Origin of the sequence: Amycolatopsis sp. NPDC059021, assembly GCF_042739895.1 — a bacterium.
In the GTDB taxonomy this organism is placed as follows: domain Bacteria; phylum Actinomycetota; class Actinomycetes; order Mycobacteriales; family Pseudonocardiaceae; genus Amycolatopsis.
Genome location: NZ_JBHYIQ010000079.1, coordinates 17,358 through 38,637, shown reverse-complemented (window position 1 = coordinate 38,637; position 21,280 = coordinate 17,358). Strand labels below are relative to the sequence as shown.

18 protein-coding genes are annotated in these 21,280 nt (G+C 72.7%); 13 read left to right on the top strand and 5 right to left on the bottom strand.

The window, feature by feature from the left end:
* The first annotated feature begins 30 nt into the window (after positions 1-30).
* The 5 genes from msrB to ACFWX1_RS34915 all read left to right on the top strand — a co-directional run bounded on the left by msrB (position 31) and on the right by ACFWX1_RS34915 (position 3,626).
* Positions 31-453, top strand: a complete 423-nt coding sequence (gene msrB / locus ACFWX1_RS34935) for a peptide-methionine (R)-S-oxide reductase MsrB (RefSeq protein ID WP_378329628.1) — start codon at positions 31-33, stop codon at positions 451-453.
* A gap of 72 nt (positions 454-525) precedes the next feature.
* Complete coding sequence (locus ACFWX1_RS34930) at positions 526-1,431, top strand: TIGR04222 domain-containing membrane protein (RefSeq protein WP_378394053.1); 906 nt, start codon at positions 526-528, stop codon at positions 1,429-1,431.
* Between the two features lie 137 nt (positions 1,432-1,568).
* The gene (locus tag ACFWX1_RS34925; RefSeq protein ID WP_378394052.1) at positions 1,569-2,483 is read left to right on the top strand and encodes a TIGR04222 domain-containing membrane protein; all 915 of its coding nucleotides are present in this window, start codon (positions 1,569-1,571) and stop codon (positions 2,481-2,483) included.
* Complete coding sequence (locus ACFWX1_RS34920; protein WP_378394051.1) at positions 2,476-3,276, top strand: DUF692 domain-containing protein; 801 nt, start codon at positions 2,476-2,478, stop codon at positions 3,274-3,276. The genes ACFWX1_RS34925 and ACFWX1_RS34920 overlap by 8 nt, the downstream gene beginning before the upstream one ends.
* On the top strand, positions 3,273-3,626 hold the full coding sequence (locus ACFWX1_RS34915) for a hypothetical protein (protein WP_378394050.1): 354 nt from the start codon (positions 3,273-3,275) through the stop codon (positions 3,624-3,626). The genes ACFWX1_RS34920 and ACFWX1_RS34915 overlap by 4 nt, the downstream gene beginning before the upstream one ends.
* On the opposite strand, the gene ACFWX1_RS34910 is transcribed toward ACFWX1_RS34915, so the two are convergent.
* Genes ACFWX1_RS34910 through hemE form a run of 4 tightly spaced genes read right to left on the bottom strand, consistent with a single transcriptional unit; the run spans position 3,597 to position 8,217 of the window.
* Positions 3,597-4,955: a CoA transferase gene (locus ACFWX1_RS34910; RefSeq protein WP_378394048.1), complete on the bottom strand. Its 1,359-nt coding sequence runs from the start codon at positions 4,953-4,955 to the stop codon at positions 3,597-3,599. The two genes, ACFWX1_RS34915 and ACFWX1_RS34910, sit on opposite strands and share 30 nt — an antisense overlap.
* A gap of 4 nt (positions 4,956-4,959) precedes the next feature.
* Positions 4,960-5,652, bottom strand: a complete 693-nt coding sequence (gene hemQ / locus ACFWX1_RS34905; RefSeq protein WP_378394047.1) for a hydrogen peroxide-dependent heme synthase — start codon at positions 5,650-5,652, stop codon at positions 4,960-4,962.
* Positions 5,653-5,710: 58 nt separating this feature from the next.
* Complete coding sequence (hemG, locus tag ACFWX1_RS34900) at positions 5,711-7,135, bottom strand: protoporphyrinogen oxidase (RefSeq protein ID WP_378394046.1); 1,425 nt, start codon at positions 7,133-7,135, stop codon at positions 5,711-5,713.
* Positions 7,132-8,217 carry a uroporphyrinogen decarboxylase gene (hemE, locus tag ACFWX1_RS34895; protein ID WP_378394045.1) on the bottom strand — a complete coding sequence of 362 codons (1,086 nt, stop codon included), beginning with the start codon at positions 8,215-8,217 and terminating at the stop codon, positions 7,132-7,134. The genes hemG and hemE overlap by 4 nt, the downstream gene beginning before the upstream one ends.
* Before the next feature lie 87 nt (positions 8,218-8,304).
* Here hemE and ACFWX1_RS34890 point away from each other — a divergent pair, with 87 nt between their 5' ends.
* The 3 genes from ACFWX1_RS34890 to ACFWX1_RS34880 all read left to right on the top strand — a co-directional run bounded on the left by ACFWX1_RS34890 (position 8,305) and on the right by ACFWX1_RS34880 (position 11,584).
* On the top strand, positions 8,305-8,868 hold the full coding sequence (locus ACFWX1_RS34890) for a DUF3000 domain-containing protein (RefSeq protein WP_378394044.1): 564 nt from the start codon (positions 8,305-8,307) through the stop codon (positions 8,866-8,868).
* A 673-nt stretch (positions 8,869-9,541) separates the two neighbouring features.
* The gene (locus tag ACFWX1_RS34885) at positions 9,542-10,258 is read left to right on the top strand and encodes a response regulator transcription factor (protein WP_345387391.1); all 717 of its coding nucleotides are present in this window, start codon (positions 9,542-9,544) and stop codon (positions 10,256-10,258) included.
* 69 nt (positions 10,259-10,327) lie between these two features.
* Positions 10,328-11,584, top strand: a complete 1,257-nt coding sequence (locus ACFWX1_RS34880; protein WP_378394043.1) for an HRDC domain-containing protein — start codon at positions 10,328-10,330, stop codon at positions 11,582-11,584.
* 373 nt (positions 11,585-11,957) lie between these two features.
* Here ACFWX1_RS34880 and ACFWX1_RS34875 read toward each other — a convergent pair whose 3' ends face one another.
* Entirely contained in the window at positions 11,958-12,620 is a 663-nt protein-coding gene (locus ACFWX1_RS34875) for a TetR/AcrR family transcriptional regulator (protein ID WP_378394042.1), read from the bottom strand.
* Positions 12,621-12,808: 188 nt separating this feature from the next.
* Between ACFWX1_RS34875 and ACFWX1_RS34870 the strand changes: the two genes are divergently transcribed.
* Genes ACFWX1_RS34870 through atzF form a run of 5 tightly spaced genes read left to right on the top strand, consistent with a single transcriptional unit; the run spans position 12,809 to position 21,085 of the window.
* The gene (locus ACFWX1_RS34870; protein ID WP_378394041.1) at positions 12,809-14,320 is read left to right on the top strand and encodes an amino acid permease; all 1,512 of its coding nucleotides are present in this window, start codon (positions 12,809-12,811) and stop codon (positions 14,318-14,320) included.
* A 25-nt stretch (positions 14,321-14,345) separates the two neighbouring features.
* Positions 14,346-15,173, top strand: a complete 828-nt coding sequence (locus ACFWX1_RS34865) for an urea amidolyase associated protein UAAP1 (RefSeq protein WP_378394040.1) — start codon at positions 14,346-14,348, stop codon at positions 15,171-15,173.
* Positions 15,173-15,802 (top strand): urea amidolyase associated protein UAAP2, encoded by a 630-nt coding sequence (locus ACFWX1_RS34860; RefSeq protein ID WP_378394039.1) that lies wholly within the window; start codon positions 15,173-15,175, stop codon positions 15,800-15,802. Before ACFWX1_RS34865 ends, ACFWX1_RS34860 begins: the two co-directional genes overlap by 1 nt.
* Complete coding sequence (gene uca, locus ACFWX1_RS34855; protein WP_378394038.1) at positions 15,799-19,353, top strand: urea carboxylase; 3,555 nt, start codon at positions 15,799-15,801, stop codon at positions 19,351-19,353. Before ACFWX1_RS34860 ends, uca begins: the two co-directional genes overlap by 4 nt.
* 43 nt (positions 19,354-19,396) lie before the next feature.
* Entirely contained in the window at positions 19,397-21,085 is a 1,689-nt protein-coding gene (gene atzF / locus ACFWX1_RS34850) for an allophanate hydrolase (protein ID WP_378394070.1), read from the top strand.
* The last annotated feature ends 195 nt before the right edge of the window (positions 21,086-21,280 follow it).

The window sequence follows — 21,280 nt, the reverse complement described above, 5'->3', positions numbered from 1 at the left end:
TCGCGGAGTAACGTGGAACCGGTGAAAGGTATGAAACCCGTTGTCGGAGCCACCCCGCGCGTCGTGAAGTCCGAGCAGGAGTGGCGGCAGCAGCTTTCCGCGGAGGAGTACGCCGTGCTCCGCCAGGCCGGGACGGAACGCCCGTTCACCGGCGAGTACACCGACGCCAAGACCACCGGTGTCTACGAGTGCCGCGCCTGCGGGGCCGAACTGTTCCGCAGCGACACGAAGTTCGAGAGCCACTGCGGCTGGCCGTCCTTCTACGATCCCGCCGATTCCGACGCCGTCCTGCTGCGGGAGGACCGCAGCATGGGCATGAAGCGCATCGAGGTGCTCTGCGGCTCCTGCCACAGCCACCTCGGGCACGTCTTCGAGGGCGAGGGGTACCCCACCCCGACCGACCAGCGCTACTGCATCAACTCGATCTCGCTGAAGCTCGTTCCCGAGTCGTAACCACCCGGCGGCCAACCCCGCGCCCTCCCTCGTACGTGCTCACCGACACGGCTTCCGAGGGAGGGCGATTCCATGACCGAAACCTGGGGGATTTCCGGACCCGCTTTTCTCGCGCTCTACCTGGGCCTCATGCTGCTTCCGCTCGCGGTGGCCCAGCTGTGGCTGCTCCGCCTGCGGACCGGCCCGCGCACACTCGTCCCGCTCCCGACCGGCTACCACGTGGCCGCGCTGGCGGGCGGTGCCCAGCGGGTCGCCGACACGGTCCTCGCGGCGATGCTCGAACGCGAGCAGGTCCGCATCGACACGGCGGGCAAGCTGTACGTCACGCCCGCGCGTCCCGCCGACGCGCTCGGCCGGGCCGCGGCCACCGCGATCGCGTCGAAGGCGCTGGCCCTGCCGAGCACTCTGCGACGGGTGCTGGCGGCCGATCCCGCCATGCTCGCGCTGCTCGGGGAGCTGACCAGCGCCGGGCTGATCGTCGACGAACGCAAGCGGCGCCGGGCCTGGCTGACGACGGCCGCAGCGTACGTCCTGCTCCTCGCTTTCGGCCTCGTGCGGTTCTTCGCCGGTCTCGGCCGGGGCAGGCCGGTCGTCTTCCTGGCGATCCTGCTCGCGTTCGTGCTCGGCATCGCCGTCGCCACCGCGGTCTTCGGGTTCACCCGCCAGCCGGCGCGGGCCACCACGGCGGGCAAGCGCGCATCGGCCGCCACGCAAGCGGACCGGAGCCTGCTGCACGGCGCGGCCGGGGCCGTCGCGCTCCACGGCCTCGCCGCCTACCCCGACGAGAAGATCCGCAAGGTCCTCGCGCCGGTCCGGTTCGGCCCGGCGCGGCGGGCCAAACCGCGCACGTCGTACGGCGGTTACGCCGCGGGCGGCGCCTTCCTGGGCAGCGGCGGGGGTTCGTCGTGTGGCGGCGGTGGGGCTTCCTGTGGCGGAGGCGGTGGTGGCTGCGGCGGAGGTGGTGGCTGCGGCGGCTGAACCGCGCGCGGGAACGCGGCGGCCGGTCCGGCCGTCTCAGCTCCCGGTACGGGACAGGGCCGAGTCGGCCGAAATGCCCTCCCGGCCTGAGGTGTCCCGGTTACGGTAAGCGCAATCGTTGGAGGGGGAGGCGGACGATGAAGGACTTGTGGGGCATTTCCGGCCCGGAGTACCTGGCATTGCACGTGGGTTTGCTCGGGATCGTGCTGCTGGCCCGCGTGCTCGCGCCCGCGCTGTCCCGGCTGGGGCGGGCAAGCGCGGTCGCGCAGCCGGAGGCGACGCTTTCGGTGTACCAGCTGGCCTGCCTCGCGGGCGGGCCGGACCGGGTCGTCGACGCGGCGATCGCGGCGCTGGTCGAACGGGGCGAACTGCGCGTCAGCAGCACGAAGAAGATCACGTCGACGACCGGGACGGTCCCGGCGGATCCGATCGAACGCGTGGTCGCCGAGGCCGCGCGCACCGCCAAGTCGACCGCGACGATCCGGGCCAGGGCGCGGATCACCGAACCGATCCGGACGATGACGGCCGATCTCGAACAGCGGGGCCTGCTCCAGCCTGTGTCCCGGATCAAGACGCTCCGCCTGGCGATCCAGCTGTTCGCCGTCGCCGTGCTGGTGCTGGCGATCGTCCGGTTCGTGGCGGGCATCGGGGCGGGGCACTCGGTCGGGTACCTGGCCTTCCTGATCATCGTCACGATCTTCATCGTCGTCGTGACCGCCGGCGACCGGCGCAAGGCCGGGGCACGGCTGCCGACCGCCGCCGGGAACACCGTCCTCGGCCGGGCCAACGCCGAACACCGCCACGGCGCCCCGTCCCCGGGCGCGGTGCCCACCGGGGTGGTCCTCGCCGGAGCGGCCGCGGCGGTGGCACTCGGCGGGCTGGCGATGTACCCCGACGAGGAGCTGCGGGCCGCGCTGATGCCGCCGGTCACCTCGGGCTTCGGCGGGGGCGGCTCGTCCGGTGGGTCCTCGTGCAGCAGCGGTTCGTCCTGCAGCGGCGGATCGTCGTGCGGCGGGGGCGGTGGCTGCGGCGGCGGGGGCTGTGGTGGCTGAGCGGCTCGGCGTCGGCATCGGCTGGCGTGAGGAGCTGGACCTCTCGATCGCCCGGATGCCGGGCGTCGACTGGGTCGAGGTGGTCGCCGAGAACCTGCACGCCCCCCATCTGCCCGAATCGCTGATCGCCTTGCGGGACAAGGGAATCCCGGTGCTCCCGCACGCGGTGTCCCTTTCGCTCGGCGGCGCCGAACCGGTGGACACGAGCCGCGTCGAGCATCTGGCCGAGGTCGCCCGCGCCCTCGGCGCGCCGCTGGTGAGCGACCACGTGTGCTTCGTCCGGGCGGGCGGGCTCGACTCCGGGCACCTGATGCCGCTGCCGCGGACGCGGGACGCGCTGGACGTGCTCGTCGCGAACGTCCGCCTCGCCCAGTCCATTGTGGAGGTTCCGCTGGCGCTGGAGAACATCGCCGCGCTGCTGGAATGGCCGGACGCGGAGCTGTCCGAGGAACAGTTCCTCACCGAGCTCACCGAACGCACCGGCTGCGGCCTGATCATCGACGTCGCGAACCTCTACGCCAACGCGCGCAACATCGGCACCGATCCGGTGGCGTTCCTCGACGGCATCCCGTGGGAGCGGCTGGCCTACGTGCACATGGCGGGCGGCGTCGAACGCGACGGCGTCTACCACGACACGCACGCGCATCCCGTGCTGCCGGAGGTGCTCGACCTGCTCGCCGAGCTGTGCCGCCGCACCGATCCGCCCGGTGTCCTGCTGGAACGCGACGACGACTACCCCACCGACAGCGAACTCGTCGCCGAGCTGGCCAGTTTGCGCGCGGTGCTGGCGTGAGCGAAGATCCTCGCGAACGGCTGGCCGCGCGGCAGGCGGAGCTGCTGCGGGCACTGCTCGCGGGTGGCGACGCGCCGGAGGGCTTCGATCCGAAGCGGCTGCGCGTCGAGTCGGATGTCTTGCTGCGCAAGCGAAGCAGGCTCATCGCGTTCCTGCGCCCGGATCTCGCCGAAGCCCTCGGGTCCCGGTTCTTCGGGCTGTTCCTCGCCTACTCCACCGAGAATCCCAAATCCGCCGACACCAGGACCCGCGCGTACGCCGACCAGTTCGGCGAATGGCTCATCGCCCGTGGTGAACTGCCCAAGCCGAAGCGCCGCCGGTTACCACGTCGGGGTGCCACTGCCCGGTAGCGGCGCCGCGTCCGTCCACTGTGGAGGGGCGCCGGGCAGCACGCCCGCCATCTTGACCCTGGTGAGCCTGCCGAAGTCGCTGTCGACGTCTTCGAGCAGATCGTCGAAGGACGCCTCGGCCGCCGTGGAACCCTTGCGCCCCAGGGAATCCAGCCACCGGCCGGTGCCGGCCAGGGAAAGCCGGACGTGCCAGGTGCCGCCGTCGGTGACCGTGCGGCGCAGCGCCGTCATGATCCCGGCCGCGGTGAGCCAGCCGGTGGCGTGGTCGAGCGCCTGCACCGGCAGCGGCCGCGGCTCGTCGGTCCCCGCGACCTGGGCGCCCTCGTGGGCGATCCCCGAGGCCATCTGGACGAGGCTGTCGAAGCCGCGACGCCGCGCCCACGGCCCTTCCCAGCCGTAGGCGGACAGATCGGCCACGACGAGGCCGGGCCGTAGCTCCGCCATGTCCTCGGGCGAGAAACCCTTACGTGCCAGCGATTCCGGCCGGAAGGACTGGAGGACGACGTCGGCGCGGCTGATCAGCTTCCGCAGTTTCGCGCGGCCGCCCTCGGTGTCGAGCGCGACGAACGCCGAGCGCTTGCCCATCCCGGTGTCCATCGTCAGCGGCTCGATCCTCGGCAGGTGCGCGGCGCCGATGTGCAGTACGTTCGCGCCGTGCGCGGCCAGCACGCGGCCCGCGACGGGACCGGCGATGACGTGGGTCAGCTCCAGCACCCGGACCCCGCCCAGCGGCCGGTCCGAGTCGAACAGCCTGCGCGGTGGTGCTTCGCCGAGCGGCTTCAGATCCACCACGGGCAGCGACGCGACGGCCTGGCCCTGCGGATGTGCCAGCCAGTCCTCGTGCGAACGCAGCAGTGCGGCGGCCCCGCCCGCGGTGACCACGGCGGACTCGACCTCGTACGCGGTCTTCGCGGCGACGGTCTTCGCGACGGCCTCGCGGGTCGCGGGTACGCCGAGGCCCCAGCACACCGCGGATTCGTGCCGCCGGTTGTTGGCGTGCAGCTTGACCCAGCCGTCGGCGGCGCGGTAGTCCCCGGCGATCGGGCCCCAGAACTGACCGGGCGATCCGCCGTCGAGCCGCAGCAGCCGTTCGCTCTGGAAGGCTGCAGCCGCGTGCCGGGTGTCGATACCGACGACGCCGGGCTCGATTCCGCGCAGCCGCAGCATTTCCGCGGCGGAAAGGGTCGCGGCGGCGATGCTCGACGCCGCTGCCGCCTCGACCCGGAACGGGCCGGGCAGCACGTCCTCGCCGCCGGTCAGCTCGGCGGCGCCGGGCGCGAGGGTGTCCCCGGTGAGCGTGTGCCAGAGCCCGGCCAGCGTGTCCCGCACGGCGTTACGGAAGTGCCGCGACGAGCTCGGCGGGCGGCACGCGGGTCCCGGTGTAGAACGGGATCTCCTCACGGACGTGCAGCCGGGCCTCGGTGCCGCGCAGGTGCCGCATCAGGTCGACGATGCGGTGCAGCTCGTCGGCCTCGAACGCCAGGATCCACTCGTAGTCGCCCAGCGCGAACGAGGCGACGGTGTTGGCGCGCACGTCCGGGTAGTCGCGGGCTTCCTTGCCGTGGTCGGCGAGCATCTTGCGGCGCTCGTCGTCGGGCAGCAGGTACCACTCGTAGGACCGCACGAACGGGTACACGCAGATGTACTTGCGGGCCTCCTCGCCGGCGAGGAACGCCGGGATGTGGCTCTTGTTGAACTCGGCGGGGCGGTGCAGCGCGGTCTGGCTCCACACCGGCGTCGACGCGCGGCCGAGCGGGGTGCGGCGGAAGCCGGCGTAGGCGGCCTGGACCTGCTCGATCTCCTCGGCGTGCCACCAGATCATGTAGTCGGCGTCGGCACGCAGCGCGGACAGGTCGTACACCCCGCGCACCACGACACCCTTGCCCGCCAGCGCGTCCAGGTACTCGGTGGTCTCGCTCGCGGCGGCCCCGCGATCCTCCCCGAGCCGCCCGGGTTCGACCCGGAAGACCGACCAGGTCGTGTAGCGGATCGTGTCGTTCAGCTCGTTGTAGTTCAGCCGCGCCATACTTCCATCTTGGCACCACCGGCGCCGTGTCGTCCGCCCAGGTACGCGTGACGTCCGTCTAGGTACGCGAGATCGCCGAAAGGTGCTCCGCGACGCGCTTCGCGGCGGCATCCGCGGTGGCCACGCACGCCGGGAGGCCGACGCCGTGCAGCGTGGCCCCGGCGACCGCGAGCCCCGGCACCTCCGCGACCGCGCGTTCGATGCGCTCGACCCGCTCCAGGTGCCCGGCCCCGTACTGCGGAAGCCCGCCGCCCCAGCGCGTCACGAGTGTGTCGATCGGCGAAGCCGTGACGCCGGAAAGGCGCGCGAGATCCTCACGCACGACACGCACCAGCTCGTCGTCGTCCGCGTGCAGCGCGCCCGGCTCGCCGAACCGGCCGACCGACCCCCGCACGAGCACCGGCCCGCCCTCAGGAGCGAGGTGGGCCCATTTCCGGCTGGAGAAGGTGAACGCCTTGACCGCATACGGCACGCCCGAAGCGTCCCGCTCCCCCGCGCCGATCAGCACTCCCGACGCCTCGGGCAGCTCGGTCCCCGGCGGCAGCGCCAGCGCCACCACGGCCATCGACGCCAGTTCGACCTCGCCGAACGCCGACGCCGCGGCCGGGACGACGTCCGCCAGCAACCGGCGCGCGGACGGCGCGGGGACCGCCAGCACCACCGCGTCGACGTCCACCGGCGTGTCCGAGGGCGCGTGCGCGGCCGCCGCGGCCCCGAGTTCGAGCCGCCACCCCGTCACGGTCCGGCTCAGCGCGCGGACCGGGGCGCCGGTCCGGACCTCGGCGCCGGACAGCGCGGCGAGCCGGTCGAGCAGCGTGCCCAAACCGCCGACGAGGGTGCCGAACACCGGAGCCGTCCCGGGTGTCTTGGGCAGCAGCGACGCGGCGGCTGCGGTCAGCGAACCCGCGCCCGAGGCGACCGCCGAGGCCAGCCCCGGCATGGTCGCGCGCAGGCCGAGCCCGTCGGCTCCCCCGGCGTAGACGCCGCCCAGCAACGGATCCACGAGCCGGTCCACGAGTTCGTCGCCGAACCGCTCGCGCAGCAACGGCCCCAGCGGCACATCGGCCCCTGGCAAGGACACCGGCGGCAACGTCGTTTCGGCCTCGACGGCACGCCGTCCCTCGGGCGAAAGCACGTCCGCGACGGCGTCCGCGGAGGCCGGGACGCCCATGACCGTGCCGGGCGGCAGGCCGAGGACCGTCCCCCCGGCGTGGATCTTCGCCCGCGCCTTCGCCGGATGCGTGATCAGCTCGCCGAGCCCGATCTCGCGCGCCAGCGCCGTCATCTCGGGACGCCGCGCCAGGAACGCCTCGGCGCCGACGTCGTACCGCTGTCCGCCCACTTCCGCCGTGCGCAGTTTGCCGCCGAGCGCGCCGGTCGTCTCGAACACCGTGATCGCGGCCGACTCGCCGAGCAGGGTCCGCAGCCGGTACGCGGCGGTCAGCCCGGAGACACCCCCGCCGACGACGGCAACCCGCTTCACGGCCGCAGCTCGTGCACCAGCCCGACCACGCGGGTCAGTACGTCGGGGTCGACACCGGGCAGCACGCCGTGTCCCAGGTTGAAGATGTGCCCCGCGGCCGCGCGGCCCTCCTCGACGATCCGGCGGACTTCGGCCTCCAGCACCGGCCACGGCGCGTAGAGCAGCGCCGGATCGAGGTTGCCCTGCACGACCGGCGCCGATCCGGTCGCGGACAACCGCCGGGCGGCTTCGTCGAGCGGGACCCGCCAGTCGACGCCGACGACGTCCGCGCCCGCGTCGCGCATCGCCACCAGCAGCTCGCCGGTGCCGACGCCGAAGTGGATACGCGGCACGCCGTACTCGGCGACCCCGGCCAGGACCCTGGCCGAATGCGGCAGGACGAACTCGCGGTAGTCCCGCTCCGACAGCGCGCCCGCCCACGAGTCGAACAGCTGGATGGCGTCGACCCCGGCCTCGAGCTGCGCGCGCAGGAAGGTGAGCGCGAAGTCGGCGAGCCGCCCGGCGAGCTCGTGCCACAGCGCGGGGTCGGCGTGCATGAGCGCCTTGGTGTGCTCGTGGTTGCGGCTCGGCCCGCCCTCGATGAGGTAGCTGGCCAGCGTGAACGGCGCGCCGGCGAAGCCGATCAGCGGCGTCTCGCCGAGCCGCTCGACCAGCAGCCGCACGCCCTCGGCCACCTTCGCGACATGCCCGGTCTCCAGGACCGGCAGCGCCCGCACCGCGGCGAGGTCGCGGACCGGCTCCGCCACGACCGGGCCGGTACCGGGCACGATGTCGATGTCCACCCCGGCCGCCTTGAGCGGCACGACGATGTCGCTGAACAGGATCGCGCCGTCGACGCCGTGACGGCGCACCGGCTGCAGCGTGATCTCGGCGAGCATCTCGGGGTCGAAGCAGGCATCGAGCATCGGCACGCCCTCGCGCAGCGCGCGGTACTCGGGCAGCGAGCGCCCGGCCTGGCGCATGAACCAGACCGGCGTGTGCGCCGGGCGCTCGCCCCTGGCGGCGGCCAGCAGCGGCGCCCCGGGCAGGGCACGCCGGGCGGCCGCGGACAGGGACGGCTGGGAAGAGAGCGAGGAAGACATCGTCTTCATCGTGCCACGCCCCGGCTCGGGCCCGTTCTTCGGCGCGCCTGCCCCCGCAACCGGGCGTGTCCGCCCTAGAGTCGAAGCGTGACCGCGATGACGCCAGTGCCCGAACTCTTCCGCGAAGCCGTCGCGGCGCTGCAGTCCGTCCGGCCGCGCCCCGAGGTGACGCTGGAGACGATGCGTGCTCCCCAGCGCCTCGCCCCGTGGTCGTACGCGCTGAGCTGCGAGGTTTCCGGTCCCGCCGACGTGCTCGCCTCCGGGCGGCTCGTCCTGCTGCACGATCCGGACGGCCAGGAGGGCTGGGACGGCGTCCTGCGGATGGTGATGTACGTCCGCGCCGAGCTGGACCGGGAACTGGCCACCGACCCGTTCCTGCCCGCCGTCGGCTGGTCGTGGCTGACCGACGCGCTTGAGGCGTCCGGCGCGAGCTGGCGGGCGCTGGGCGGCACGGTCACCGAGACCTCCTCCGCGCGCTTCGGCGACATCTCCGGGCCCACCAGGACCGACGACCTCGAACTCCGGGCGTCCTGGACGCCGGTCGACGCCGCGCTCCGCCCCCACGGGAACGCCTTCTGCCAGGTGATGGCGAGCGTCGTCGGGCTGCCGCCGGTCGGCGTCACGCTGTTCGGCCAGCGGCAGAGTTCCTGATCGCCTCTTTTCCGCCCCGCCCGGGGCCCTGAGCGCGCCGCTGCGCGCCTCGGTGGTCCAGACAAGTGCGGGAACACTCCCGCGCCTTCCCGGCGCCGCTGAGGACTTTTCACGTCCACTCGCGGGTACCGCGCTAGCACGTCCGGACGACCACGTTCGTGATACCTGGACCATCACGCAGCGCGACAAGATCAACACCGGATCAACGACGGACCCAACGGAAGTCGGGTGCCGTTCACGAGGGGCGGGACGTTCCGGAACGCCCGGTATCGTCGCTCTCCGCTACCGCCGGGCGGCGGCCGGAAAGTTGATCATGCCCCGGCGGGGGCCCGATTCCGTCCCTCCGGCGCCCCGCGGGGCCCTGCCCCCGCGACCAGCACCGGCAGGTGCACGACCCATCTGCACAGCCACTTTGAAGCCGGTAACAAGAGTGCATCGTGTTCGCTGGGCGATCCGTTAGCCACCGGCTGTGTACTAGCCCGATCGTGTTACAACGAACCCCCTGAGTGACGAGTCGTTTGAGATAGATACCCATTCGATCCCCCCGCGGAAGCCTCCGGGCGGCTACAGTGCCTTTCGACGACACCACTTTCGGTCTAAAGCTGGCGCGGCTGAACGGCCGAAGGTCCCGGTGCCGGTCGGGGGGCACGACCGACTCCAGGGAGGTAGTGACGTGGCTACCGTCGGCTTATCTCAGGCCGTTCGATCCACGCCAGCCGGTGCCTTGCCGGCGAGCATGGTTCCGCACCCGCGGGAAGAGCTCTTTTCCGTATTGGTGGTCGACGACCACCCGCTGTTGAGGGAGGCAATCGCAGCACGACTCGCACAGATGGGTGCGGGCACCGTTCACGAGGCCGCCACGGTGGCCGAGGCGAGGGCGCGAGCCACGGCCACCGGGCCGTGCGACCTGGCGATCCTCGATCTCGGACTGCCGGATGGCAGCGGCATCGAGCTGGTTACGGAACTCCGTAGCCATGGCTGGCCTCGTGTCGTGGTGCTCGCGTCCTCCGACGATCCCTACGCCGTCAGATCGGCCTTCCAGGCCGGTGCGCAGGCGTACCTGCTGAAGTCCGCGTCGCCGGTGGTCGTCACCGACGGCGTGCGCAGGGTCCTCGAGGGCGGCGTCTACGCCGACCCGAGCGTGGCACCGGTGCTGGCCACCGGAACCAGGGTCGCGGGCACCGACAACACCCCGCGCGAGCTGTCCGCTCGCGAGGTCGAGGTGTTGCAGCTCGTGGCGGACGGGCAGTCGAACAAGGAGATCGGCGAGGAACTGTCCCTCTCCGCGCTCACCGTCAAGTCGCATCTGTCCCGGATCGGGCGCAAGCTCGGCACCGGCGACCGGGCGCAGATGGTGGCGCTGGCGATGCGGGCAGGCGTGATCCGATAGCGAAAGGCGAACACCCCTGCGGGGCGGGCGGACCAGGCGCGGTGTGCCCGTCCCGTAGGGTCCTTACCCATGGGAAATGAACAGGCCGACAGGACCGGACTCGACGTGACGACCGAACCTGCCGGGCCTGTACTCCTTCGCGAACCCGCCGAGGGCACTCCCCCGGTGATCGCCGACGCCAGCGCGCTCGCCGAGGCGTGCGCGCGGCTCGCCGCGGGCAGCGGCGCGATCGCCATCGACACCGAACGCGCGTCCGGCTACCGGTACTGGCCCAAGGCGTACCTCGTCCAGATACGCCGCGAGGGCGCGGGCACGATACTCGTCGACCCGATCGCGGTGGCCGGTGACCTGGCCCCGCTGCGGGCCGTCCTCAACGACGCCGAGTGGGTGCTGCACGCCGCGTCGCAGGATCTCCCCTGCCTCGCCGAACTGGACCTGCGCCCCGCGACACTGTTCGACACCGAGCTGGCCGGGCGGCTGGCCGGATACGAGCGGGTCGCGCTCGGCACGCTGGTCGAGCTGCTGCTCGGGTACCAGCTGGAGAAGGGGCACAGCGCGGCCGACTGGTCGAAGCGGCCGCTGCCGGTCGACTGGCTCAACTACGCCGCGCTCGACGTCGAGCTGCTGATCCCGTTGCGCGAGAAGCTCGAAGCCGAGCTGGACGCGCAGGGCAAGCTGGAATGGGCCCGTCAGGAGTTCGAGACGGTCCGCACCGCCCCGCCGCCCGCGCCGAGGGCCGAGCCGTGGCGCCGGACGTCGGGCGTGCACAAGATCCGCAGCCCGCGCGGCCTCGCGGCGGTGCGCGAGCTGTGGCAGGCCCGGGACGAACTGGCCCGCAAACGCGACCGCGCGCCGAGCCGCATCCTGCCGGACAGCGCGATCATCAACGCCGTCACCGCCGACCCGAAGACGGTCGAGGAACTGCAGGCGCTCCCCGTGTTCGGCGGCCGCGTGCAGCGGCGCTACAGCGCGAACTGGCTGCGGCATCTCCAGGCCGCACGGGCGTTGCCGGCGAGCGCGCTGCCCGCCCCGGCACAGCCGACCGACGGCCCGCCGCCGGTGAACCGCTGGGCCGACAAGGACCCCGACGCGGCCGCGCGCCTCGCCGCCGCCCGCGCTTCGCTGGCCTCGATCGCCGAACACCACCGGCTGCCGGTGGAGAACCTGCTGCTGCCGGACCTCGTCCGCCGCACCTGCTGGCGCCCGCCCGCCGACCTCTCCTCCGACGCCATCGCCGCGGCGCTGGCCGCCGGTGGCGCCCGGCCGTGGCAGATCGAGCTGACGCTGCCCGCCCTCGAGAAAGCCCTTCACGCCGCCGCTTCCTGACCCGCCACGTGCAGGTGTGTGGTGTCGCGAAGGGGACATTGACGACGTTCAACGTCCCCAATGTCCCCTTCGTCATGTCGCGAACGCGTCGTTCACGACGCTCAACGTCCCCGCCGCGTCGTTCGAGACACCACCCACCCGACCGCGGCACCCACCAGGCAACCGAGGAACGCCCCGGGCGCCCCCAACACACCAAGGGGCCCCTGCGTCACACCCACCGCACCCAGGGACGCCCTCGTCGCACCTGCCCGGCCCCGCTACCAGCCGCATGCACTGAAAGCGCCCTTCAGTGCGTCTGGCGCACCGAAAGCGCCCTTCAGCTCGCCCAGCGCACCGAAGGCGCCTTTCAGCACACAACCAGCGAAGCCGAGGATCAGGAACGGGGCAGCAGAGCGCGGGCGGCGGCGCGCAGGGTGGCGTCGGGGGCGGGGAGACCGGCGACGCGCAGCACGCCGTCGGCGCCTTCGACCGCGTGGGCCTCGACGTCCAGTACCGGATCGTCCCTGCGGATGATCGCGATGCTCTCCACCAGGCCGAAAACGAGGTTCGACCGGACGGCGACGCTGTCGGGGTGCGCGCCGGACTCGGCGACGAGGTCGCGGTAGACGGCCTTGAGCTGTTCTCGTTCGGCACGGAACGGCGCGAGGTTCGGCGAGGCGATCTCCGGCAGCAGGTAGAGCGCGCCCAGGTTGTACCGCGCGCCGCCCAGCAGCCGGATGTCCGCGTAGGCCAGTGCCCACAGCCGCACCGCGGCGGGCGCGTCCCCGCCGGAGAGACCACCGGCGACCTCCAGCGACGGCCGGACCGTCGCGGCCAGCAGCGCCGCGAGAATGTCCTCTTTGGACGGAAAATGGTAGTACAGCGAGGCCTGGCGCAGTCCGGCGCGTTCGGCGATGGCCCGGGTGGTGGTCGCCGCGTACCCGGCGCCGGTGAACAGTTCACCCGCCGCCTCGAGGACGGCCTCCCTGGCGTTCTGACTACTCGCCGCCGCCCCGCTCGCCCTCGGCCTGCCGACCCCGGTCACGTTCTTCCCCACCCGTCGATCTTGCCAGGCGCCGCCGTCCCCGCCAGGCTGTCCGAGGCATGTTACGGCGCCGCCCCGGAATCCGTAACGCGGCCCGCTCATGTGTAACCCGGCACTAATGCCGGCGAGACCGGCCAGTAGTGCGATCGGCCTAATTTCGGTCGGTCGACCGAAAAATGTCCGAAAGAAATTCGGGAGCCATGATGTCCCCACCGACCGCCGAGGACGCCCGCACCGACGAACTCGCCGAATTCGGCTACCGGCAAGAACTGCGCCGGTCACTCGGCGGGTTTTCCGCGTTCGCCGCCGGCTTTTCGTTCGTCTCGATCCTCACCACCGTCTTCCAGCTCTTCGGCCTCGGCTATTCCTTCGGCGGGCCGCTGTTCTTCTGGACATGGCCGGTGGTGCTCGGCGGGCAATTGCTCGTCGCGCTCGTCTTCGCCGAACTGGCCGCGCGCTTCCCGCTGGCCGGCTCCGTGTACCAGTGGTCGAAACACATTGCACGCGGCTTCACCGGCTGGCTCGCGGGCTGGATGATGCTGCTCGGCTGCGTCGTCGCGCTGGCGGGCGCGGCCATCGCGCTCCAGATCGTGCTGCCGTCGGTGTGGAGCGGCTTCCAGTTGGCCGGCGGCGATCCCTCGGTCACCTCGCCGACGGGCGCGGCCAACGCCGTCCTCCTCGGTTCGCTGCTGATCCTGTTCACCACCGCGGTCAACGCGGCGGGAGTGCGGATCATGGCCCGGATCAACGACATCGGCGTCGCGGCGGAACTGATCGGCGTCGTGGTGCTCGTGGCCGGGCTGGCGCTGTTCGCCGTGCGCGGCCCGCAGGTCGTGGTCCAGACCGTTCCGGTGGACGGGACATCGCCGGCGCCGGGAATCGCCGGAGTGCTCGCCTCGGCGCTCGCGGCCGCCTATGTGCTCTACGGGTTCGACACCGCCGCGTCGGTGGCCGAGGAAACCCGCGACGCGCGGCGTAAGGCGCCTCGCGCGGTCCTGCGCGCGTTGCTCGTCGCCGGGGTGGGCGGGCTCGCGGTCGTGCTGACCGCGCTCATGGCGGCCCCGAGCCTCACCGACGGGCAGCTCGCCGGGCGCGGCCTGCCGTACGTCATCACGGCCGTCTTCGGCGACACGCTCGGCCGGGTGTTCCTCGCCGACGTCGCGATCGCGGTGGTGGTCTGCACCCTCACCATCCAGACCGGGACGGTCCGGCTGATCTACGCGATGGCCCGCGACGGCGCGCTGCCCGGCGCCGCCCGGCTCGCCGGCGTCAACCCCCGCACCGGGACGCCGATCGCCCCGGCGATCCTCTCCGGCGCGCTCGCGATCGGCCTGCTGCTGCTCAACGTCGGCAACCCGACGGTGTTCAGCACGATCACCGGCACCTCGGTGGTCGTGGTCTACCTCGCCTATCTGCTCGTCACCGCGCCGCTGCTCGTCGCCCGGCTGCGCGGCCGCTTCGCGGGCGAACCCGGCCGGTTCTCCTTGGGCCGCTGGGCGATCCCGGTCAACGTCGCCGCCGTCGCGTACGGCGTCGCGATGATCGTGAACATCGCCTGGCCCCGCCCGCGCATCTACGACGCCGACGGCACGGGCTCGCTCACGATGCTGCTGTTCCCGATCGAATTCACCGGCGCGGCGCTGGTGCTCGGCCTGCTCTGCTGGGCCCGGCTGCGCCGCCGCGCCGCGCCCGCCGCCGAACCCGCCCTGTAAACCCCTACCGAGAAGGAGGACACCGATGAGTACCACCGCCACCACCCATGGCGCGCGGGACCACGCCCGCGCACAAGCGGGCACGGTCGTCGACACCATGCCCACCATCCCGGCGCACACCGCCGAGCCGCCCGCCGGCGTCGCGGCCGACGACCTCACCTGGGCGGAAACCGTGGCCGGTGGCGGTTACACGCACAAGGTGCTGGCCCGCGGCACCCGGCTCCGGCTGACCGACCCCACCGGTGACGCCTGCGCGCATCTGCTGCTGTTCAACGCCGACGCGCCGTGGGAACGGCTGAACGTCGCGGACACGGTGAAGGTGCAGTGGAACGCCTACCTCGGCGAGTCGGTGGCGTTGCTGTCGGACCAGGCCCGCGTGCTCGCCACCCTCGTCACCGACAGCGGCGGCAGGCACGACGCGCTGTGCGGAACGTCCACTGTGGACGGAAACACCGAGCGGTACGGCGACGGCAGCCCGCAGGGCCCCTCCCCCGCCGGGCTGGCGCTGTTCACCCTGGCGGCGGCGAAACACGGGCTCACCCCGCGTGATCTGCCGCCGAGCCTCTCGTTCTTCCAGGGCGTCCGCGTCGGCGGCGCGGGCGAGCTGGAGTTCACCGGTTCCGCCGGGGCGGGGCACACCGTCGAACTGCGGACCGAGCTGCCCGTCGTCGTGCTGATCGCCAACGTCGCGCATCCGCTGGACCCCCGGCCGGACTACACCACCGGCCCGCTGGAGGTGCTGGCCTGGCGCGACCGTCCATCCACACCGGACAGTCCGGAGTGGACACACACGCCGGAGGCGCAGCGCGCGTTCGAGAACACCGCCGACTACCTCACCGCACGGGGGCTGTGATGACCATCGCGACGACCACCGTCCTCGACACCGAAGTCCCCGCGCGCGCCCCGTTCTCCACGGTGCTGCGCGAAGGACAGGAACTGGCGATCATCGACACCGGCGGCAACCAGGCCGTCGACTTCCTCTGCTACGACGCGGCCGACACGGCCAAGCGGTACAGCGCGGCGGCCACGATCACCGCGCAGCGCAACATCTTCCTCACCACCGGCAGCGTTCTGCGCACCGGCGAGGGCGCGCCGCTGCTGACCGTGGTGGCCGACACCTGCGGGCGGCACGACACCCTCGGCGGCGCGTGCAGCAAGGAGTCCAACAGCCTGCGCTACGGCCAGCACACCCGGTACCAGCACGCGTGCGTGGAGAACTTCCTCGTCGAGGGCGCCAAATGGGGGCTGGGTAAACGGGATCTGGTGAGCAACGTCAACTGGTACATGAACGTGCCGGTCGAGGCCGACGGCACGCTCGGCATCGTGGACGGCATCTCCGCGCCCGGCCTGGAGGTCCGGCTGCGCGCCGAGACCGGTGTGCTGGTGCTGATCTCGAACTGCCCGCAGATCAACAACCCGTGCAACGGCTTCGAGCCGACCCCGATCCGGATCCTCGTCACCGAGCCGGGGAGCGAGGCGTGAAGCTGCTGGTCGCCAACCGCGGCGAGATCGCCGTCCGCGTCCTGCGCAGCGCCCGCGAACTGGACCTGCCGACCGTCGCCGTGTACTCCGACGCCGACCGGACCGCGCCCCACGTCCGGCTGGCGGACGAGGCGGTGCGGCTCGGCCCGGCCCCGGCGGGCGAAAGCTACCTGCGGGCGGACGCGATCATCGAGGCGGCGCGGAACAGCGGAGCCGACGCGATCCATCCCGGCTACGGCTTCCTGTCCGAGGACGCCGCGTTCGCCCGCGCCGTCGAGGCCGCCGGAATAACGTTCGCCGGTCCTGCTCCCGGACAGCTGGAGGTGTTCGGCGGCAAGCACACCGCCCGCGAGGCGGCGGTCGCCGCCGGGGTGCCGCTGCTGCCGGGCACCGGCCTGCTCGCGGATCTCGGCGACGCGCTGGCCGCCGCGGAGCGCATCGGCTACCCGGTGATGCTCAAGGCGACCGGCGGGGGCGGCGGCATCGGCATGCGGGCGTGCGCCTCGGCCGGGGAACTGGCCGAGGCGTGGGAATCCGTGCGCGCGGTGGCGGCGAAGAGCTTCGCCAGTTCCGGCGTGTTCCTCGAACGGCTCGTCCGGCACGCCCGGCACGTCGAGGTCCAGGTGTTCGGCGACGGCGAGGGCGCCGTCCTCGCGCTGGGCACCAGGGATTGTTCACTGCAGCGGCGTAATCAGAAGGTCGTCGAGGAATGCCCCGCGCCCGGAATCCCGGACGCGGTCGAGGCCCGGCTGGTCGAGTCGGCGGTCGCGCTGTGCGCGTCGGTGCGGTATCGCTCGGCGGGTACGGTCGAGTTCGTCTACGACGCCGAACGTGAGGAGGCCGCGTTCCTCGAGGTCAACACGCGGCTACAGGTCGAGCACCCGGTGACCGAGGAGGTGTACGGCGTCGACCTCGTGGCGTGGATGCTGCGGCTCGCCCAGGGCGACCGCGGAATGTTCGGCCACGCGCCGGAACCACGCGGGCACGCCGTCGAAGCCCGCGTGTACGCCGAGGATCCGAGCGCGGGACATCGTCCGAGCGCCGGGCTGGTCACCGGCGTCTCGCTGCCCGCGGAGTCCCGTGTGGACACCTGGATCGAAGCGGGCTCGACCGTCACCACGCACTACGATCCCTTGCTCGCCAAGGTGATCTGCACCGGCGAGGATCGCGCGGCGGCACTCGTGGCGCTGCGGGACGCGCTGGCCGCGACCCGGGTCGACGGCGTCCGCACCAATCTCGGCCAGCTCCGCTCCGCCGTGACGGACGCCCGGTTCCGCGAGGCCGCACACGACACCGCGACGCTGGACGACGTCACCGACGACGAACCGCGGATCGAGGTCCGGCGCGGCGGCACGATGACCACCGTGCAGGAATGGCCGGGCCGCACCGGGTTCTGGCACGTCGGGGTGCCGCCGAGCGGGCCGATGGACGACCGCTCGTTCCGGCTGGGCAACGCCGCGCTCGGCAATCCCGAGGGCGCCGCCGGGGTCGAGTGCACTGTGGACGGTGTGACGCTCCGCTTTTCGCGGGCCACCGCGATCTGTGTCACGGGCGCGCCCGCCCCGGTGACCCTCGACGGCCGCGAGATTCCCTTGTGGACACCGATCGTCGTCCCGGCCGGCAGTGAGCTCGACGTCGGCGCGTGCACGGCGGGCCTGCGCAGCTACGTCCTCGTGCGAGGCGGCGTCGATGTCCCCGCCTTCCTGGGCAGCGCGGCGACGTTCACGCTCGGGAAGTTCGGCGGGCACGGCGGGCGCACGCTCGCCGCGGGCGACGTCCTGTCTCCCGGCCCCGCGCCCGCCGACGACCTCGCCGGGCCGGTCCCGGCGGCCGACCGGCCGGACTTCCCCGACCGGTGGGAGATCGGGGCGGTGGAAGGGCCGCACGCGGCACCGGAGTTCTTCACCCCGGCGGACGTCGAGACGTTCTACCGCACCGGCTGGCGGGTGCACTTCAACTCGGCGCGTACCGGCGTCCGGCTGGTCGGCCCGCGACCGTCGTGGGCTCGCGCGGACGGCGGCGAGGCCGGGCTGCACCCGTCCAACATCCACGACACGCCGTATGCGATCGGCGCCGTCGACTACACCGGCGATCTGCCGATCCTGCTCGGGCCGGACGGGCCGAGCCTCGGCGGGTTCGTCTGCCCCGCCACCGTCGCGACCGGGGAACGCTGGAAGCTCGGGCAGCTGCGGCCGGGCGACACCGTGCGGTTCGTGCCGATCACCACCGAGCACGCCGCCGAACTCCGCCGGGTGCCCGCCACCGCACCCGCGCCGAGCCGCCCGGCGCTCGACGACGGCGGCGTCCTCGGCCGTCTGTCCACAAGCGACGAAGAGCCGTCGGTGACCTACCGGCGCAGCGGCGACGACAATCTGCTGATCGAGTACGGCGAGATGACGCTGGACCTCGCGCTGCGGATGCGGGTGCACGCGCTGGCCGAGCGGCTGGCGGCGGAGGGGGTGCCCGGGATCGTCGACCTGACGCCGGGAATCCGGTCGCTGCAGGTACACGTCGACCCGGACGCGCTGCCGGTGGCGAAGGCGCTCGGCCTGGTGCGCGAGCTGGAGCGGGATCTGCCGCCGACGGCGGACCTGGTGGTGCCGAGCCGGTCGGTGCGGCTGCCGCTGTCCTGGGACGACCCGGCGACGCGGGAGGCGATCGAGCGGTACATGACCGGGGTGCGGGACGACGCGCCGTGGTGCCCGTGGAACATCGAGTTCATCCGCCGGGTCAACGGACTGTCCAGTGTGGACGACGTGTACCGGACGGTGTTCGGCGCGGAGTACCTGGTGCTCGGCCTCGGCGACGTCTACCTCGGCGCCCCGGTGGCGACGCCGCTGGACCCGCGGCACCGGCTGGTGACCACGAAGTACAACCCGGCGCGGACGTGGACGGCGGAGAACTCCGTCGGCATCGGCGGCTCGTACCTGTGCGTCTACGGGATGGAGGGGCCGGGCGGCTACCAGTTCGTCGGGCGCACCGTCCAGGTGTGGAGCGGCTGGCACCAGCGCGGCTCGTTCGCGCCGGGATCGCCGTGGCTGCTGCGGTTCTTCGACCGCATCTCGTGGTATCCCGTGTCCGCTGAGGAACTCCTGGAGCTGCGGGCCCGGAACGCCGCCGGGCAGTTGGAACTGGACATCGCCGACGGCGAGTTCGCACTGGCGGGCTACCAGCGTTTCCTCGCGGACAACGCGGCGAGCATCGCCGAGTTCCGCGCCCGGCAGTCGGCGGCGTTCGAGGCGGAGCGCCGGGCGTGGGCGGCGGCGGGCGAGTTCGATCCCAAGCCCGAACCGGAACCCGCGACGCTCGCGCCGGCGCGGGTCCAGGCTCCGCCGGGCGGGCACGTCGTCGAGGCTCCCTTCGCCGCGACGGTCTGGCGCGTCGATGTCCGGCCCGGCGACCGGGTCGGCGGCGCGCAGCCGCTCGTCACGCTGGAGGCGATGAAGACCGAGGCCCGGATTCCCGCGCCGTCGGACGGAAAGGTGGTCGAGGTGCTGGTCTCTCCCGGCGATCAGGTCGTTCCCGGCACTCCGCTGGTGGTGCTGGCATGAGCGAAGCTTGCGAGCGAATCATAGACATCATGCGCCAAAAAGAATTCAACACAGTCTCGCGAAGCGAGGCCATCGCATGAGCGTCGTGGAGCGCGTGCGGGCCGCCTACGCGCGCATCGCCCAGGTGGACCGGCCGGAGATCTGGATCGACCTGCGTCCCGAGGCCGACGTCCTGGCCGACGCCGCAGCGCTGGAGGCGCGCCACACCGCCGGCGAACCCCTGCCGCTGTACGGGAAATTGGCCGCGGTCAAGGGAAACATCGACGTCGCCGGGCTGCCGACCACCGCGGGCTGCCCGGCCTACGCCTGCCACCCGGCCGAGGACGCGCCCGCGGTGGCCCGGTTGCGCGCGGCGGGGGCGCTGATCCTCGGCACGACCAACCTGGACCAGTTCGCGACCGGGCTCGTCGGCACCCGCAGCCCGTACGGCGCCGTCCGCAACGCCGTGGACCCGTCCCGGATATCCGGCGGGTCGAGCGCGGGATCGGCGGTCGCGGTCGCACTGGGCATCGCCGATCTCGCGCTCGGCACCGACACCGCCGGATCGGGCCGGGTTCCCGCCGCGCTCAACGGAATCGTCGGGCTCAAGCCGACTCGCGGGCTGATTCCGACGCGCGGGGTCGTTCCCGCGTGCCGGAGCATCGACTGCGTCAGCGTCTTCGCGAGGACGGTCGACGAGGCCACGCTCGCCCTCGGTTGCCTGACCGGGCCGGACGCCGGCGATCCGACGTCACGAACGGCTCCGCCTGCCCGGCGCCTTTCGGGACGTGCGCGAATCGGGATCCCGCGGCCGGATCAGCTCGGGGAACTCCGTACGGGCTGGGCGGACGCCTTCGCGCGGGCCGCGTCGGAATTCCCCGGTGCCGAACCGGTTACCGTGGACATCGAGCCGTTCCTCCAGGCGGCCCGGCTGTTGTACGAAGGCACGTTCGTCGCCGAGCGGTACACGGCGGTCGGCGAATTCCTGGACGCGCACCCGGACGACGCCGACCCCACGGTGTTCTCGATCATCTCCGGTGCGCGGGATCTGCCCGCGCACCGGGTGTTCGCGGACTTCGCGACGCTGGACCGGCTGCGGCTGGACGCGGACGCGGTGTTGTCCACTGTGGACGCTCTGCTGCTGCCGACGACCACGGACCACCCGTCACTGGCCGAGGTGGCCGCGGATCCGGTCGGGGTGAACACGCGGCTCGGCCGGTTCACCAATTTCGCCAATCTGCTCGACCTGTGCGCGCTGGCGATCCCGGCGGGCGAGGTGGACGGGCTGCCGTTCGGGGTGATGCTCGCCGGCCGCGCGTTCGACGATCTCCTCCTCGCCGATCTCGCCCGGAGTGTCCCGGCGCGCGTCCGGATCGCCGTGGTGGGCGCGCATCTGCGGGGCCAGCCACTGAACCACGAGCTGACGTCGCGGGGCGGCCGGTTCGTCGCGGCGGCCGCCACCACACCGGAATACCGGCTGTACGCGCTGGACACGACACCGCCGAAACCCGGGCTCGTCCGGGTCGCCGGCGGCGGCGCGGCGATCGCGGTGGAGGTGTGGGAACTGCCGGTGCGCGGGTTCGGCGAATTCGTCGCGAACATCCCGGCACCGCTGACGATCGGGAGAATCCGGCTCGCGGACGGCGAAACCGTGTCCGGATTCCTCTGCGAACCAGTCGCCGTGGACGGCGCCGCCGACATCACCGGACACGGAGGGTGGCTGTCCTACCGGGAAGCGCTCACCGGAACGTAACCGTTTCGCCGCTCAGCTGTGCGGTGCGAGCCGTTCAGAGGTGATCCTCTGGCTGCCGATAACCACAGGGAGAAAACAATTCCCCACCGGAACCCGGGGGGGGGGGGGGGCCCCCCCCCCCGGGGGGGGGGGGGGGCCGCCGGGGGGGGGGGGGGGCCCCCCCCCCCCCCCCCCCCCCCCCCCCGCGCCCCCCCG